The following is a 15,656-nucleotide window of genomic DNA, read 5'->3' on the forward strand; positions in this document are numbered from 1 at the left end:
ACCATAGCCGTACGGTGGTTGGGTCACGTCCCCCGTACCCCCTCGTCTCGATGGTCGCCGACCGTGTTGAATTCGCGGCGCTCCCGGGGCCCTTCGTGGTTACGCTGCGCTACCGCCTGCGGGCCCGTCGCTCGCGCTGGGCTGCTGACGCAGCTTAGCAACTTGTCTAGAGTAGGCAGCCATGCTGACTTTACGGGGGGGCGCCGCGAGCGCGCTGCTTCTCGCCGCCGCGGGAATGCTGGCCGCGGCACCGGTTGCCCACACGGAGCCCGCAGCCGATGGCGTCGATATTGTCGCGGATCTGAAACTGAGCCGCGAGGGTGTGCTCGAGGTCACCGAGAAGGTGACCGTCCCCGCCGACAGCGGCTTCAAAATGACTCTGCCGCTGCGCCTCAAGGTCGGCGACGATGTCGAACGCGTCTTCAAGGTCACCGATATCGACACCAAGGGCACCGGCACCGCGACTGTCGCCAACGATCTGTTCACCATCGACGCCAAACCGGGCGAATCGACCTTCACCTACGCGATCCACAACACGGTCAGCGACGCGCCGGGCACCCAGGTCTTCCGCTGGCTCGGCACCATCAATGCCGATGTCGCGTCGATCGACGCATCCCTGATCAGCCCGAGCTACGAAATGGGCGTGGTGGACTGCAAACTGGGCCCGCCCGGCAACCTGCGGCAGTGCTCGGATCTGCAGATCGAGGCCGACGGTGTGCTCTACTGGCACCAGACCGACCTGCGCAAGGGCGACAATATCGACCTGACATTGCAGATGCCGCCGGGCACGGTACCCGCCAACGCCGATATTCGCGATAACAGCGAGGCGGGCGCCTTCTCCTTCACGACTCCGGTGCTCGTCGCGTTCGGTGTGCTGCTGCTCGCGCTGGCCGCCATGGCGGCGTTCGTGTTCAAAATAAGACGGGAAAATGCCGCCGCCGCAACGGGTTCGGAGACGATCGACCCGCTGCTGCGCGACGGAAAGCAGGTCCAGTTCACCTCTCCGGACGGCATCCTGCCCGGCGAGGCGGGGGTATTGCTCGACGAACATGCCGATTCGAGCGATATCGCCGCAACGGTGATCGACCTTGCCGTGCGCCGCTACATCTGGATCACGCCCGTCAGCGATACCGACTGGCGCATCGACCGGCTGAACGCACCCGATGACCAACTCCGCGATTACGAGAAGGCGGTCTACCGCGCACTGCTGCCGGACGGCACCGATTCGGTGACCGTCGCTGAATTGCGCGCGCCGGGCCGGGTGCAATCCCATCCGGTGCGCAGCGCGATGCTCGCCGATGCGGTCCAGCGCGGCGCCTTCATCGATCGGGCCCGTATCGGCCTGCCGATCCTGTTGGGTGGGGCGCTGATCGTCGCCGGTATCGCGGCGACCATCGCCTTGGCGCTCACCTCGGGCAGCGCACTGGTCGGCGTCGCGATCCTGCTCGCCGGTGTCGCGACCGTGCTGCTTCCGCGTTTCCTACCGGTCCGCACGGCACACGGCCGCGAACTCGTCGGCCAGATCCGCGCACTGCAGCGCGGCCTCGACGCGACCACCCGCGACCAGATCCCGCCCGCCGACCAGGAATTGGTCTTCTCCAGAGCACTGCCGTTCATGGTGATCGGCGGCCGCGCCGACAACTGGATCCGCACCTTCCGCGACCTGAACCCGGCCGCCGACTCCCAACCCGGCCTCTACTGGTTCGGCACTTACGAACGCGACCGCAACCTGCAACGCTTCGCAGGCCATTTTCCCTACTTCATCACCGCCCTCGAAGCACTCTTCACCTGAGCCGGTGGCCGTGGCCACCGGGATCGGCCGAGCTGCGGAACTAGGGGCACAATGCGATCGACCGGCCACCAGAGGCAGATCAGTGGCCGGTCGATCGTGCGCGGCGATCAGTCGTTCAGTGCGGTGCGGCGGATGGCGGAGAGCGGGTCGGCGTAGATGGCGCTCAGTGAGGTGACCACGGCGGCGAATTCCTGCACCTTGCCGCCGAATCCGCTGATGCGGATATCGGTCGGTGGGAGTTGCGAGGATTGGGTGAAGGCCCGGGCGACGTGGGCGACGGCGGGGCGGTAGCCGGTGAAGGCCTGGCCGCCGAGGATCACCCGGTCCGGATTGAGCATGTCCCGGACCATCGCCACGGTGTGGCCGAGGATGGTAGCGCGCTCGGCGAGCAGTTCCTGCGCATCCGCCGCACCGGCCTCGGCGGCACGGTACAGGTCGGCGATGGTGGTGCCGCCGGTGCCCTTGTGCGCCGGAATGATCCCGCGCCCAACGGCTCTGGCGTGCAACGACCGATCACCGACGGTCACCTCGAGGCAACCGCGCCGTCCGCAGGTGCATTCCACATCGGAGCCGGTCGGGAAGTGCGCGATCGAACCGGGACCGCTGCTCGGCGTATGCACCCGGCCGTCCAAAGTCACTGCGATACCGGCGGTTTCGCGAACGTAGAAGTACAGGCTGCTGCCCGGACCACCGGTCCCACGCGGTTCACCGGTCGGCAACAGCAGCTCCGACGCGGCCATCGCCTCGACGTGCGGCGCCACCGAAACCGGCAGCTCGAGCACCTCGCCGAGCACCGAACCGACCTGCGCCCCTTGCCAAGCCAGCTTGGGGTGATCGACGATGCCGGTCGCGGGATCGACCCGGCCACCGATCGCCACACCGGCCCAGAGCGGTTTGCGCCGGTGCCAGCGCTGCAGGAAGGCCTTGGCACTGCGCGCGACGGTCGTGGTCGCGAAGTCCTGGCCGGTCTGCGGCGTCGCGATGGCCAGCCCGCCGAGAATGCGCCCCCGCAGATCGGCCGCGACGATCTTGGTGACCGCTGCGCCGATATGGATGCCCAGGGTCAGATAGGCCTCGTGGTCGATTTCGAACGGCACCCGCGGACGCCCGACCGCACCCGATGCGGTCAGGTCGGGGCGCTCCCGGAGCAAACCGGCGGCCAATAGTGCGGAAACCTGGCGGTTGACCGTCGCGATGCTCAGACCCGTTGTGCGCGCGGCATTGTCACGGGAGACCGGACCGCCGGTCGCGGCGCGCAGCACGGCCGCCGCCGGATTATCGGCGATGCGGAACTCCGGCGCGACGACCGGGCGCTGGACACGGACACGACCGGTGACGACCCTGGAGCCGGATCTATCAAGGGTGGGGAGGGACATATGAAGATTCCTTGCTGAAGTCCCGTACCACGGGACGTGCCTACACGTGCGGCGGCGGGGCAGCGCACGAGCCGAAAGAGCGGCTCAGCTGCAGCAGGAACAACACAGTTCGCGAGTCAACGGCAGTCGCAGACCCAGTGCGGCGGTCACATAGGTGACCCGCAGTGCGGTCGGACGGCTCGAAGACATGGGATCAAAGTTAACACCGAAATCGCCGCGCACCAAGCCCTATCGGCAAGGCGGGAACTCCTCGGATGCGTGGTTCGTTCCGAAATCCTTGGCACGCACCGGGTTCCGAGAAAATGTGGCCCAAAGCACGATTTGTCCGGAAAAGCCGAATGGGGGCCGCCACTTCGGCGACCCCCATGGGGTGACTGGCTCGCCCGATCCCCGGGCTAATCGGTTACGCCGCTTCCGCGACCAACTGACGACGGGCCAGCAGTGCGGTGGCCGAGGCGATCAGCCCGACCAGCGCGACCACGGTGACCAGGTACAGCCCCGGCCGGTACTGCGCGATGCTGGTGGCGGCGCCTCCACTGATCAGCCCGGTGACCACGGCGAGCACCACCGCGCCGCCGATCTGACCCGAAGTCTGCACCAGCCCCGAGGCCAATCCCTGCTCGTGGTCGGCGATGCCCTCGGTGGCCTGCACCATGACCGAGGAGAAGCCGAGTGCGAAACCGAGGCCGAGCAGCAGGAACGCGGGCAGGTAGTCCACGACGTAGGTCGGATCGACGCTACCGCCGAAGGAGATGAACCAGACGTACCCGATCACGAACGAGGTCATCGAGGCGATGATCATCGGCGTTGTGCCATAGCGGTCGATCAGCTTGCCCGCGACCGGCGAAAGGATCGCCACGATAATGCCCGTCGGAGCCAGGGCCAGCGCCATCTTCAGCGGCTCCCACCCCAGGGTGTTCTGCAGGTACAGCGACACGATCGTCTGGAAGCTGATGTAGGAGCCGAAGATGGCCAGCGCGGCCAGATTCGCCCGGACGATCGACTTCACCTTGAAGATGCTCAGCCGCACCAGCGGGTGCGCCACCTTGTTTTCCACCACGAAGAAGGCGCTCAGCAGCGCGATGGCGATTACCGCCGTCGCGACAACCGTTGCGGTGAGGCCTTTTTCGGGTGCGGTGACGATGGTGTAGACGGCGGCCAGCATGCCACCGGTGAGCAGTGCGGCACCGGCGAAGTCGACGCGACCCTGCTCCTTCTCGATATTGCGCGGAACCACGAAGTAAGCGGTGACCACCACGGCCGCGACGACCAGCACCGGGACGTAGAAGGTCAGTCGCCAGTCGATGCCGGTAAGCAGACCCGAGACGATCAGACCGGAGGCGTAACCAGTGGCGCCGAAGACCGTGAAGATCGACAGTGCCCGGTTGCGGTCGTGACCTTCCTTGAAGGTGGTGGTGATGATCGAGAGCGCGGCGGGCGCGGTGAATGCGGCGGCCACGCCCTTGATGATGCGGCTGGCGATCAGCAGCGCACCGTCATCGACCAGCCCGCCCGCGAGTGAGGCGAGTCCGAAAACCACCAGGGCCGTGAGGAATACCTGCCGACGGCCGAGCAGATCGGCGGCTCGGCCACCGAGCAGCAGCAGGCCGCCGTATCCGAGGATGTAGCCGTTGACGATCCATTGCAGGCTCTCGGTATTGAGGCCAAGTTCGGATCCGATGGACGGGAGGGCGACGCCGACCATCGAAACGTCGAGTGCGTCGAGGAACATCGCCAGACCGGCGACGAAGAGTACGGCCCACAACTTCGGGCTCCACCTGCCCGGAGTGTGCTCGGTGGGTGCGGCGGTCCGGGTATCGGATGCGGTAGCTGTCATAGTCACGTTCGGTAATTTAGATGCACACGCATTAAATGTCAACGCAAGTAATGCGGGGGCATGAAAGACCTGGTCATGATCTTGCGGGGAGCGCAACAAGGCCCCGCCCAGGTACTTGGGCAGGGCCTGTGGCGATGGCGACGGTGGTGAGATCAGCCGGGGTAGACGTAATGCTTGGGACCGAAGTGGCCGGTTCCGCTGGAGCCCGCGTACGGCAGGTCGAGCGGGGCGATGCCGAGCTTGTGCGGGTTGCCGTCGAGGTCCGCTTGCCAGCAATCCTGCTGCACACCATGGAAACTGGTGCAAACGATCCGGGTGTTGGTACCGAATGGTGAGGTCAACCGGTTCCGCTCGGAAAACGGATTCCAGTAGTCGGGATCGGATCGGACCGCGAAGTCCTTGGTCTCATAAACCTGGAATGCGCCGCCGCCGTCCGAGGGCCAGTCGTCGGCAGCGGCAGGACCCGCGCCGATCAGCAGGGTGGCACCGGCCATTGCGAACAGTGGGACGATCCGCAGAACACGCTCGAGCCCGAAGTACATCACTATCCCCTTCCGCTTCCAGAGTCTCTGACAGCCTGAGCATGCTAGCCGGATCGGCCCCGTCTTCCCGGATACAAGAAGGCCCCGCCCAGTGAAAAGACTGGCGCTGCAACCTCGCTCGGCAACGACGGTCAACACTGCCCTTGGCGACGCCATCGTCCGCCTGGGTCGCGAGGTCGACAACGACCCGGCTCCCGCCTTATGGTGCCTGCAACAAGATGTCGAACTTCTCGCCGATGGCGCGCTGCGCGCGGTCGCGATGCTGCGACTGGACTTCCCCGACACCGCGGTCGACGACGTCCTCGACTACGCCGAGGCCAATTTCCGCGATCTCAACCATAAGTACCTGCCGTACTGGCCGGCGGTCGCTGCAGCCGGTTGGTCCGGGCCCCGCGTGCGGGCGTTTCTGAGCCGATGCTCGCAAGACGGCCGCCAGATCATCGCCGCAGCCGCAACGGACGCCCTGAACGGTCGTTACGGAAACTACGTGAGCGTTCTGTAGCTGACGTGGAGCCCAATGCACGGCGATCTGGGCGGCGAGCGCGGTAATCGGCATAGAAAGAGGTTCTGCTGCCGTAGCCACGATCGGTCCGTAACAGATCTAGAACATGTTCTCGCAACGGATCAGCTGGTGTCGTTGGTCCACGACTGCTTCTACAGGACAGCAGGTACGAGACCGGAACGGCGGCCAGCAAGGCCTCCTCGTCCACCCGGACGTCGGCCTTGACCTCGCAGTTCGCCCAGTCCTTCGCCGCGGTCACGTCGAACAGCCTTGACGCTCGGGTTACTACGGCAGCTCTCGAGCCTTTCGCTTCCACTCCTCTATCAGTTCACGGTTGCGGACCTCGAATTCGCGGCGGTCGGCATCCGGCCAAGTATCCATATCCATGTCCAGTCCCCGAGCCGTCACGAACGCCATGAACGCGTCGGCCGTTGCCTTGCTTCGTGCGCGGAGGAATTCCTCTTCTTCGGACGTTATGTTCACAGGACCCTCAATCCGTGCCATGCTGTGCCTTTCATCAAAGTTCTCCCTAATTCGCGGTCTTCGCCCGTCAGGGCTGCCAGTTCACTCGGTGACGGATACTCGATTACTCGCCCCTGGAATCTGCGTAGAACATCATCGAGTAATGCGCGGTCCGCGGGCGTGCAGTCGGGGTAGATACTGTTGATCTTATTTGTAATGGAGGAAACAGACGATTTGAGAAGCTCGGGGGTCGGATCGAAATCGTATCCCGCACGCGCCATGGAATACGCGCCGGCATCGGTCGCCAAGACCGTCATCCTGTCGGCCCCGGATCGCCTACAGTAGCTCTCCATCGCATAATTGAATGCCGTTCCAAACCCCTTTCCGGTTGCATCCTCATCGAGATCCATCATCCGATTTTCGACGACGATCCGACTATGCTCGTCCCGATAGATCTTCCGCTCCAGAATTCCAATCATTCCCTTGTCCGGGTCCCAGACGGAAGCATGATATGTGAACCCTTCGGCATCGTGTAGATAGTTGGCCACCGAGACACGTACATCATAGGGTCCATATCGCCCATTGAAACCGGACAACGTTGCCAACAGGTTCTTGTCATCGGCAGCCGCCCCCCGGATGAAGTCACCAAGAGGCGGAATCGAAGACAAATCGGGAGTGGCAAATTTTCTGTCGGATACACTTGGCCGCGCTAACGAGGTCGATGGCGTTTCGGCTGTACTCCCGACACCATCTCCTATCGACTTCCTGACCCGACTGCTACCATCCACATCACGCGCGTCGACTTCATCGAGCAGCCTGCGAATCTTCCCCGTTTTGTCGGTTGTTAATTCCTTATTCTTCTCCGCGTACTCGAGGACACTTTTCACGATTCTTCCGGAACCATCGCGGAACAATCGAGAAATCCACACAGACCGATCCTCCGCAACGCCCTTCATCCCCAGCCATGTGATGCGGGAGTCCCATTGACGAACCTCGCCAGCTTACCTGCCGAAAGCACACGCAGACTTGCCGAGAGGACCCCACCCCCACCAGTGTGCGCTCAGGTGGGCGGTTCGGAGGCGCGATCGGCCGCCTTGTTCGGTCGCTTCTCTGCGGTCGCGAGGTTGTCGGCCGGGAGCACAGGCGCCGGACCCGCGTTGTCCGGCGTGAAGACCTTGGGGTCGGTGACCAGGGTGGGCTCGGTCTTCGTCGACCACGGCGTCCTGATCGGTTTCTCGGTTGCCGGATCGGTGGCGCGCTGCTTGCCAACGCTGCTCGCAGCAGAAGTCGTGGCTGCTTTTGCTCGTTTGCCCGGCAGTACGGAACGCTTCCACGGAGTCGACGACGAAATACCCTGCTGCGTACCCTGCTCAGGGGAAGCACCCGACTGGCCATCGGTCGTGTTCGCGTGACTGTTCGCGACGGAGTCGAGCCCGGGCGGCAGGATGTTTTCGGGTATGTCGGCTCCCAACGAGGCAGGCGGATGTTCGCCTGAACGGCCGGGCTGCGCAATGTTTTCGAAAGGCTGCGCAATGTTTTCCCAAGAATGTGGCGCGATCTCCGACAGCCGCTGGGTCGCCTCGCGCCAATTATGGGTTGCTTCGGCCGGCGTCGAGAGAGAACGGTTGGCGGCTGGCGTCGGTATCGCTGCGGCGCGGTCGGCGGCGGGATCGGTCGAGTTCACTCCGCCGCTATCGGTACGCTCTTGTGTGCTGGACACAGGACCAGTAGCGGTGTCCTTTTGCGCCTTGGGCCCAGCCGCTTGCTCAGGCCCGGTAGCAGAACGGCCGTCGGCGGGCGTCGCCGCTGTCCGGGAATCGGCACCTACTGCACCGACCGGAGCGGCTTCCATCAGCCGCGATCCGCTTTTTTCCTGCGCCGTCTCGGCCGAAGTCGTTGGAGTGGACGACAGTTCACGACCGGCGTCGGGATAAAACGACCCAGGCGTGGTGCTGGCAGTGTCCGGTCCGGGGCCGAACAGACCATGGCGCTCGCCGGAGGTGCGGAAATCCAACGCGGCAACGTTGTCGGCGAAGGTCACGGCATGCCGGAGAATGTCGTCGGCGTGATCGTCGAGTACTTTGGCGTACCGCATCACCTCATCTGGTTCGATGTGGAGCGGCAGTTCCGACGAGCTGCCGGGTGGTACATCCAGTAGCTGTTTCGCGGTGTCGTACACGACGCCGTTGATCATGCGCTCGATGGTGTGCTCGAGCGGTTCGATGGCCTTGCCGATCACCTCGGTGGCGAAATAGCCGATCACCATCTGCTCCATCGCGGTGACCAGCCTGGTCGCGGCCGCCCGGATAGCTGCGGTGAGTGCGGCCGATAAACCCATGGTGGGCACTGTGGCCGCCATGAGGGCCGTGTAACTCGCCGCCAGCGCAGCTAATCCGGCGAGCACAGCGACCTTCATCACGGTGATCACCTCCGCGGTGACGTCCAGGACCTTGGCCACCACATGGCAGGCCCGATCCAAGTCCGCCATGTGCGATGAGCTCATCTGCGCCCACGCCGTGACCAGCTGCTCGTAGGAATATCCTGAATAGACCGAGCCCATATCGTGGATCGTGCCGGTGGCCGACTCATGGGTGTCGCGCACGTTTGTGGCAAAATTCCGCACCTGACCAGCCAATTCACGTACCTGATCCTCATCGATGTCCGGATACGGGACGCCCATGTAATTCAGGAACAGAGCCACCTCGTGCGGTATTTCAATGGACACGCCGTGATTCACTCCACCACGAAAAAATAACCTCCAACACTAAAATCTATACCAAATAGGAACCCTGCGACGAGCTGACGCCGCCGATCGCGGAGATGACAGGTGCGCTCACCCAAACCGATCTATCGCTGTGAGGCATCGGCGTGGTCATCGGGTACTACAAACGGGAAGTTCCGGGGGCCCGGTGATCAAGGACCACGAGCATTGGGCGCGATCGGTGATCATCCGCCGATGCTCGCGGCGAATTCTGACGTGTGGCCGAGTTGAAGAGATCCCCCCGCTCGCGCCGCTGATCCACCGGTGGCAGTCGACCCGAACCACCCGTCCTAAGAACCCTATGACCAGTTGTGGGTCGCTCGCGCTGGAAATATCCGACATACGCCGTGACGCGGAACAACCGTGACGGACGAGCAAGGCCGGTGGCGTTTCCCTAAGAGCGAAGACCCCGATCTCGATCGAGCCACACGCTCATCGATACCGAAGGCCCCGCCCAGTCGAGAGGTACTGGGCGGGGCCTGTTTCCGTGGCGACGGTGGGGCCACGGATGTCGTTGGACCTACTTGGCCGGGTTGAGCGGCTGGTTGATGGTGGCGAAGTACTGGATCGCCGCACCGATCGCGACCGGAGCCGTGATCAGGATCTGACCGGCCAGGGTGCCCAGGGCACCGATGGCGATGATGCCCGCGACGCAGCCCACGGCCGCGGCCGGGATGAACGGACCGAACAGGCCGACGATGGTGGCCGAGGCGACCGTCGCACCGGCGATACCACCGAGGACGCAGCCTGCCGCACCGCCGAGGAGACCACCGACCAGGGTGCCGATGGTGGCTCCCGCCGAGATGGTGCTGGTCAGGCGGGTCCAGGCCGCGACCTCACGGTCGTATTCGGTCTTCCACGGCGCCTTGTCCTCATATGGCAGCGCGACCGGCTTGTAGACCGCGTGCTCGCGATCGATCTGCGGGGTCAGTGTCGCGGTGCGATCGGAAATCTGTGCGGCGATAGGGAATTCGAAGTCATCGATCTTGAACCGCAGCGGGGTGCCCGCGAGCACGGTGCCATCGGCCGCCTTGATCTTGAAGACATCGTCCTCGACTACCAGCGAACCCGCGTCGGTTTTGATGATCGATGAATCGTTAACCGCTTCGGCGGTGAAATTGATTGCGCTGTCGTCGCTTTCGGCGGCGGCCGGGGCCGCGCCGGAGGTGCCCGCGGCCACTCCGGTAGCCATGGTCACCAGCGCCGCGACGACGGCGAGCTTCCTCATCCTCATGTACTGCATTCCCTCATCTAGGTGTTGCTATCGAGGGAAAAGCATCGAGGAGAACCCAATCGGGCGCGAGGGAAAAATGCACACAGATTCGAATAGGCAAACCCCGAGCGATCTCAGGACTTCTTGGCCGCGGCCTTCATCTGCTTCTTGAAAGCCCTTACTTCCAAAAGGGATTCGCCGTCGACGATATCGGCGGCCGAGCGACGCGAGCCCGCTTCGGAGTAGGCACCGGCCGCCGCCTCCCATCCCTTCGGCCGCACACCGAGTTGCTTGCCGAGCAGTGCGAGGAAGATCCTGGCCTTCTGATCGCCGTAGCCGGGCAGGTCCTTCAAACGGCGCAGCACCTCTTTGCCGTCCGGATCGCCCTGGGTCCAGATCCGGTCGGTCTTGCCGTCGTAATGCTCGACCACATACCGCGCGAGTTCCTGGGTGCGGCGGGCCATGGACCGGCCGTAGCGATGAATGGCGGGCGGGGTCGCGCACAGTTCTTCGAATGCCTCGGCATCGGCGTCGGCGATCCGCTGGATATCGAAGCCGTCCATGCGGTCGGCGATCTTCTTCGGGCCGCGGAAGGCGTGTTCGAGGGGGAACTGCTGGTCGAGCAACATGCCTGTCAGCAGCGCGAAGGAATCCTCGGAAAGGAGTTTGTCCGCCTCCGGCTCCTGGGCGAGACACAGCTTGACAGTCGCGGACTTCGCTTTGGCCACGGGACTTCCTTTCGCTGGTACCGGACTTCTCCGATCATCTCATTCGGGACCGTCAGGTGGTCCGGCCCACCCGGATCGGTGGTATGCCCGAATCGTGACAGACCTCACAGACCTGCCGTGCGATGCGGTCTGCGCCGAAGTAGGCTCAGCGCCATGCCTCAGACGACGGCAATACCAAGAGACGGAATCGGGCCCATGAATATGCAGGGGTTGCGCCCGGATCGCTTCGACAGCGCGGGCCAGGATCAGTTGGTAGACGTGCGGGATCTGCAGGCGGCGCTGCCGGGCATCCGCCGACTGCGCACGTGGGCGCATGACGCGTTGGCGCTGCAGCCCGGCGAGAGTGCGGTCGATATCGGGTCGGGCACCGGCACGGAGGCCATCGCCTTCGCGGACGCGGTCGGCCCGACCGGCACCGCGATCGGCGTCGAACCCGATCCGCAGCTGCTCGCCTCCGCCGAACGCCGCGCGCTGCAGGCCGGTTCGACGGCGAAATTCCACTCCGGCGACGCCTACGGGCTGCCGTTCGGCGCGAACAGCTTCGACGTCGCCCTCTGCGAACGGGTGTTCCAGCACCTGACCGCACCGAATCGCGCCGCCAACGAGATCGCTCGGGTACTTCGGCCCGGCGGTCGCGTCGTGGTGGTGGACAGCGACTGGGGCACGGCGATCGTGCATCCCGGCGACCGGCAGGTGGTCCGCGAGGTCATCGACACCTTGATCGCGGCGACCACCAATCCCTTCTCCGGCCGCAGGCTGCCCGGGCTGCTGACCAAGGCGGGCCTGGTGATCGACGACGTGTGCTCGCACGCCCTGGTACAGGACCGGACCGTCGGCGCGGGCGCGCTGGTCAACCGCATCTCGGCGATGGCGGTCGCGCGCGGTTCCATCACCGAGGCACAGCGCGATCAGCTCATCGCGGATCTGGAACGGGGCGCCGAAACCGGCGACATCCACCTATCGGTGACCATGTTCGCCGTGCTGGCGCACAAACCCCGCTGATCGTGGCCGTCGACGTTTCGACGGAAACGGTGATCGAGCGTCCGCGCTATACCTGGACCGACGCCGGACCGGACCGCACCCGAATGACCCTGCGCAACACCGGAACACCCAGCGGATTCGGCAATGCGGCCGCACCGATCATGGAGGCCGCGATGCGGCGGGTCAATCGCGCCGATCCGGCCCGGTTGCGGGCACTGCTGGAGGCCTGAAATACGTTGGGCGCGTATCGTATCGATACGCGCCCAACGATTTTTGTCGACTATTTCTGCAGCAGCTTCTCGGTGGCCGCGAGCAGAACGCAGGTGGCCAGACCGTCCATTGCCTTCTCCAGTTCCGGCAGCTGCGGGAAGCTGGGGGCGATGCGGATGTTCTTGTCCTCCGGGTCATTTCGGTACGGGAAGGCCGAACCGGCGGCGGTCAGCGCGATGCCCGCATCCTTGGCCAGCGCGATCACCCTGGCCGCGGTGCCCTCCAGGACATCGAGGCTGATGAAGTAGCCGCCCTTCGGCTCGGTCCAGGACGCGACCTTGGACGCGCCGAGCCGATCCTCCAGAATCTTCAGCACCAGTGCGAATTTCGGTTCGAGGATGGCGCGATGCTTCTGCATATGCGCGCGCACACCATCGGCGTCCTTGAAGAATCGCAGGTGGCGCAGTTGGTTGATCTTGTCCGGGCCGATGCTCTTCTTCGCGGCGTGCTCGAGATACCAGTTCAGGTTCGGCGTCGACGCACCGAGGAAGCTCACCCCCGCACCGGCGAAGGTGATCTTCGAGGTGGAGGCGAAAACGATGGGGCGGTTGGGATTTCCGGCCGCTGCGGCCATACCGAGCACGTCGAGCACGGGTGCGGCGGTATCGGTCAGCGGGTGCACCGCGTAGGCGTTGTCCCAGAACAGGCGGAAATCCGGTGCCGCGGTCGGCATCGAAATCAACTCATGGACAACCTCTTCGGAGAATACGACACCGGTCGGGTTGGAGTAGTTCGGCACCGCCCACAGACCCTTGATCTGCGGATCATCGGCCACCAGTTCGGCAATGGCGTGCACATCCGGGCCGTCGTGACCGATCGGAATCGGAATCATCTCGAAGCCGAGCGCCTCGGTGATCGCGAAATGCCGGTCGTAGCCGGGGCTCGGACACAGGAACTTCAGTTTCGGCTCGGCTACCCAGCGGCGCTCGGAATCCGGTGTGCCGTACAGCAATGCGTAGCTGATCACATCGTGCATCAGCTCGAGGCTGGCATTATTGCCCGCGATCAGGTTCTCGACCGGAATGCCGAGCAGCTCGCCGAAGATCGCGCGCAACTCCGGGAGACCGTGCAGCCCACCATAGTTGCGGCAGTCGGTGCCGGTGCCGTCCTTGAAATCGCCGGGACCGGGCAGCGTGAGCAGTTCCGCGGAGAGGTCGAGTTGTTCCGGTGAAGGTTTACCCCTGGTCAGATCCAGCGTGAGCTTCTCGGTCTTGAGCGTCGCGTAATTCGCGGTCTGGGTCTCGTGTTCGGACACGAGCTCCGGGGGGCTCATCAAACCGATCTGCGTTTGCCGGGGCATCCTGGGCAGCCTTTCGAAGCAGCGAAGGGGCGGTTGATGTCCGAGCCGATGTACTGCGGTCGGACCATTGATCCAGCCGAGCGCGTTCGACGTCCGGCGGACCGTGTTCACGTTACCCGGCGGTTGCTCCGAATTGGAGTGAATATAGGGGACCCCGCGCACCCGGCAGAGCCCGTTGACCCTTGCTGCCTTCCGGCCCTGGGGGAGTTCACAGGATGCGCGCCGCGCGGGATCCGTTCGCAAGTGTAGCTGGGATCTCCGACAAAGATCACCACGGGGTGGGACCGAACGGGGTCAAAAGGGACCAACCAGGTTAAAAAGGGGGGCCGAACAGGCACTTTCATTCAGCCGACCAGCCCCATTTGGCAACCGGCCGGGGGCACCCGGTATGCTCCTGCACGGAGGATTCGCCTAGTGGCCTATGGCGCTCGCCTGGAACGCGGGTTGGGTTAACGCCCTCAGGGGTTCAAATCCCCTATCCTCCGCCACGGCAAACGCCCCTGATCAAGCCATATCGGCAGGTCAGGGGCGTTTCCTTTAAAGGCCTGTGCAGGGCGGTTTCGAGTCGCTTGCAATTGTTTTCGCAGATGGCGGGCGTGTCGACCGCGCCAACGAGCCTCGGGCCAAGGGTCACCTCCCCTGCGGGAATTGATCGTCGCGACGACCCACCGAGATCAGCGATGGCCGACTCGGGCCGCAACCCTGGCGCTCCCTTCGACACGCTGTGGCGGATGGGCGGCGAGATAGAGGTCCCGCACTGCGAGTCCGGCTCGACCGTCGGGGGGTGAAGGCGACGTAGTTGAAGCACGGAACCAACCCCGTTGCGGAATCAACCCACTTCTCTGGCGGCCACGGCCGATACGCAACCATAGGTTGCGCTTCGCCCGTGCCGCAGCTATGGTAATACGCAACCAATGGTTGCCTATCGGAGTGGAGAACATCTATGAGTGCATTGCTGCTCGAAGGCAAGAACGCTGTGATCTACGGGGGCGGAGGCGCTATCGGCGGCGCTGTCGCCCGGGTATTCGCCCGGGAAGGCGCACGAGTCTTCCTCGCCGGGCGGACGCAGGCGAAGCTCGACGCCGTCGCGCGTGACATCGCCGCAACGGGCGGAAAAGTCGAGACCGCACAGGTCGACGTTCTCGATCAGCAGGCGGTCGACAAGCACGTCGCCGCGATCGCGCAGATGGCAGGCGGCATCGACATCGCCCTCAACGCGGTGAGCGTCATGCATGACCAGGGGACGGTGCTGGCGGACCTCTCGCTGGAGGAGTTCATGCGGCCGATCGACGGTTTTCTGCGGGCGCTGTTCATCACCAGCAAGGCGGTGGCACCACACATGGGTCGCGAGCGTCCTGGCGTCATCCTGACTTTGTCCGAGCCGGGCGCCAAGCTGGCTACCGGCGGCATCTTGGGTCACGGCGTGAGCTCGGCAGGCAAGGAGGCATTCTCGCGGCTCCTGGCCGCGGAGCTGGCACCCAACAACATCCGGGTCATCGACCTTCGCCCACACGCCGTGGTCGATGCGCCGGCAGCGGGCTCCTACACCAAGCACCTCTTCAAGCGGCTCGCGGCAGCGGGCGGGCAATCGGTCCAGGAATTCCTCGAAGACGGGCTCGCGCAAGGAACGCTCCTGAAGAGGTTGCCCACCCTCGCTGAGATTGCCGAGACGGCCGCGTTCCTGGCCTCGGATCGTGCGGGAGCCATGACCGGAACGATCGCCAACCTGTCTGGCGGCGCATTGGTGGACTGAGTTTCGAAACTAAGGAGAACAGGTGTTGACAAGTTTTGACCGAGGAGCCCGCGAGTCGGTGAAGCCTGTATCGACGTCTACGATCCGCTCAGCCTCCTCGCCCTGCAACGTCTGTACCGTCAGCAGCGCCGAACAGCCT

At 64.4% G+C, this 15,656-nt stretch carries 15 protein-coding genes, 1 tRNA gene and 1 other RNA gene; 6 read left to right on the forward strand and 11 right to left on the reverse strand.

Annotation, left to right across the window (positions count from 1 at the left end):
- The first annotated feature begins 181 nt into the window (after positions 1 to 181).
- Positions 182 to 1,792 carry a DUF2207 family protein gene (locus NA5_RS00935; protein WP_084483783.1) on the forward strand — a complete coding sequence of 537 codons (1,611 nt, stop codon included), beginning with the start codon at positions 182 to 184 and terminating at the stop codon, positions 1,790 to 1,792.
- Positions 1,793 to 1,899: 107 nt separating this feature from the next.
- Here the strand turns inward: NA5_RS00935 and NA5_RS00940 are convergent, their stop codons facing one another.
- The 3 genes from NA5_RS00940 to NA5_RS00950 form a co-directional block, all read right to left on the reverse strand.
- On the reverse strand, positions 1,900 to 3,168 hold the full coding sequence (locus tag NA5_RS00940) for an ROK family transcriptional regulator (RefSeq protein WP_062980805.1): 1,269 nt from the start codon (positions 3,166 to 3,168) through the stop codon (positions 1,900 to 1,902).
- Between the two features lie 403 nt (positions 3,169 to 3,571).
- Positions 3,572 to 5,005: an MFS transporter gene (locus tag NA5_RS00945; protein ID WP_062980807.1), complete on the reverse strand. Its 1,434-nt coding sequence runs from the start codon at positions 5,003 to 5,005 to the stop codon at positions 3,572 to 3,574.
- 152 nt (positions 5,006 to 5,157) lie between these two features.
- Positions 5,158 to 5,547: a hypothetical protein gene (locus NA5_RS00950; protein WP_062980809.1), complete on the reverse strand. Its 390-nt coding sequence runs from the start codon at positions 5,545 to 5,547 to the stop codon at positions 5,158 to 5,160.
- 91 nt (positions 5,548 to 5,638) lie between these two features.
- On the opposite strand from NA5_RS00950, the gene NA5_RS00955 reads away from it, so the two are divergent.
- Complete coding sequence (locus NA5_RS00955) at positions 5,639 to 6,049, forward strand: hypothetical protein (RefSeq protein ID WP_062980811.1); 411 nt, start codon at positions 5,639 to 5,641, stop codon at positions 6,047 to 6,049.
- On the opposite strand, the gene NA5_RS43440 is transcribed toward NA5_RS00955, so the two are convergent.
- From NA5_RS43440 to NA5_RS00980, 6 genes are all read right to left on the reverse strand, one after another.
- A complete protein-coding gene (locus NA5_RS43440; RefSeq protein ID WP_084483784.1) occupies positions 5,985 to 6,365 on the reverse strand; it encodes a DUF7873 family protein in 381 nt (126 codons plus the stop codon). The two genes, NA5_RS00955 and NA5_RS43440, sit on opposite strands and share 65 nt — an antisense overlap.
- The gene (locus NA5_RS40060) at positions 6,335 to 6,532 is read right to left on the reverse strand and encodes a hypothetical protein (RefSeq protein ID WP_062980813.1); all 198 of its coding nucleotides are present in this window, start codon (positions 6,530 to 6,532) and stop codon (positions 6,335 to 6,337) included. The genes NA5_RS43440 and NA5_RS40060 overlap by 31 nt, the downstream gene beginning before the upstream one ends.
- The gene (locus NA5_RS40065) at positions 6,529 to 7,440 is read right to left on the reverse strand and encodes a hypothetical protein (RefSeq protein ID WP_157110166.1); all 912 of its coding nucleotides are present in this window, start codon (positions 7,438 to 7,440) and stop codon (positions 6,529 to 6,531) included. The genes NA5_RS40060 and NA5_RS40065 overlap by 4 nt, the downstream gene beginning before the upstream one ends.
- A gap of 131 nt (positions 7,441 to 7,571) precedes the next feature.
- A complete protein-coding gene (locus NA5_RS00970; RefSeq protein WP_062980817.1) occupies positions 7,572 to 9,248 on the reverse strand; it encodes a WXG100-like domain-containing protein in 1,677 nt (558 codons plus the stop codon).
- 544 nt (positions 9,249 to 9,792) lie between these two features.
- On the reverse strand, positions 9,793 to 10,506 hold the full coding sequence (locus NA5_RS00975) for a DUF8020 domain-containing protein (RefSeq protein ID WP_062981264.1): 714 nt from the start codon (positions 10,504 to 10,506) through the stop codon (positions 9,793 to 9,795).
- A gap of 113 nt (positions 10,507 to 10,619) precedes the next feature.
- On the reverse strand, positions 10,620 to 11,213 hold the full coding sequence (locus NA5_RS00980; RefSeq protein WP_062980818.1) for an HhH-GPD-type base excision DNA repair protein: 594 nt from the start codon (positions 11,211 to 11,213) through the stop codon (positions 10,620 to 10,622).
- 195 nt (positions 11,214 to 11,408) lie between these two features.
- On the opposite strand from NA5_RS00980, the gene NA5_RS00985 reads away from it, so the two are divergent.
- On the forward strand, positions 11,409 to 12,215 hold the full coding sequence (locus NA5_RS00985) for a methyltransferase domain-containing protein (protein ID WP_063813115.1): 807 nt from the start codon (positions 11,409 to 11,411) through the stop codon (positions 12,213 to 12,215).
- 2 nt (positions 12,216 to 12,217) lie between these two features.
- Entirely contained in the window at positions 12,218 to 12,424 is a 207-nt protein-coding gene (locus tag NA5_RS00990; RefSeq protein WP_062980820.1) for an SRPBCC family protein, read from the forward strand.
- A gap of 50 nt (positions 12,425 to 12,474) precedes the next feature.
- On the opposite strand, the gene NA5_RS00995 is transcribed toward NA5_RS00990, so the two are convergent.
- Positions 12,475 to 13,764, reverse strand: a complete 1,290-nt coding sequence (locus tag NA5_RS00995) for an aspartate aminotransferase type Ic (protein WP_062981266.1) — start codon at positions 13,762 to 13,764, stop codon at positions 12,475 to 12,477.
- 143 nt (positions 13,765 to 13,907) lie between these two features.
- An RNA gene (gene ffs, locus NA5_RS01000) (signal recognition particle sRNA small type) lies at positions 13,908 to 14,002 on the reverse strand.
- A 162-nt stretch (positions 14,003 to 14,164) separates the two neighbouring features.
- Between ffs and NA5_RS01005 the strand changes: the two genes are divergently transcribed.
- Together NA5_RS01005 and NA5_RS01010 are read left to right on the forward strand one after the other, a co-directional pair.
- Positions 14,165 to 14,252, forward strand: a tRNA-Ser gene (locus NA5_RS01005).
- A gap of 455 nt (positions 14,253 to 14,707) precedes the next feature.
- Positions 14,708 to 15,517, forward strand: coding sequence for an SDR family NAD(P)-dependent oxidoreductase (locus NA5_RS01010; protein WP_084483785.1), 810 nt, complete (start codon positions 14,708 to 14,710; stop codon positions 15,515 to 15,517).
- The last annotated feature ends 139 nt before the right edge of the window (positions 15,518 to 15,656 follow it).

This window comes from Nocardia anaemiae NBRC 100462 (genome assembly GCF_001612725.1).
GTDB lineage: Bacteria > Actinomycetota > Actinomycetes > Mycobacteriales > Mycobacteriaceae > Nocardia > Nocardia anaemiae.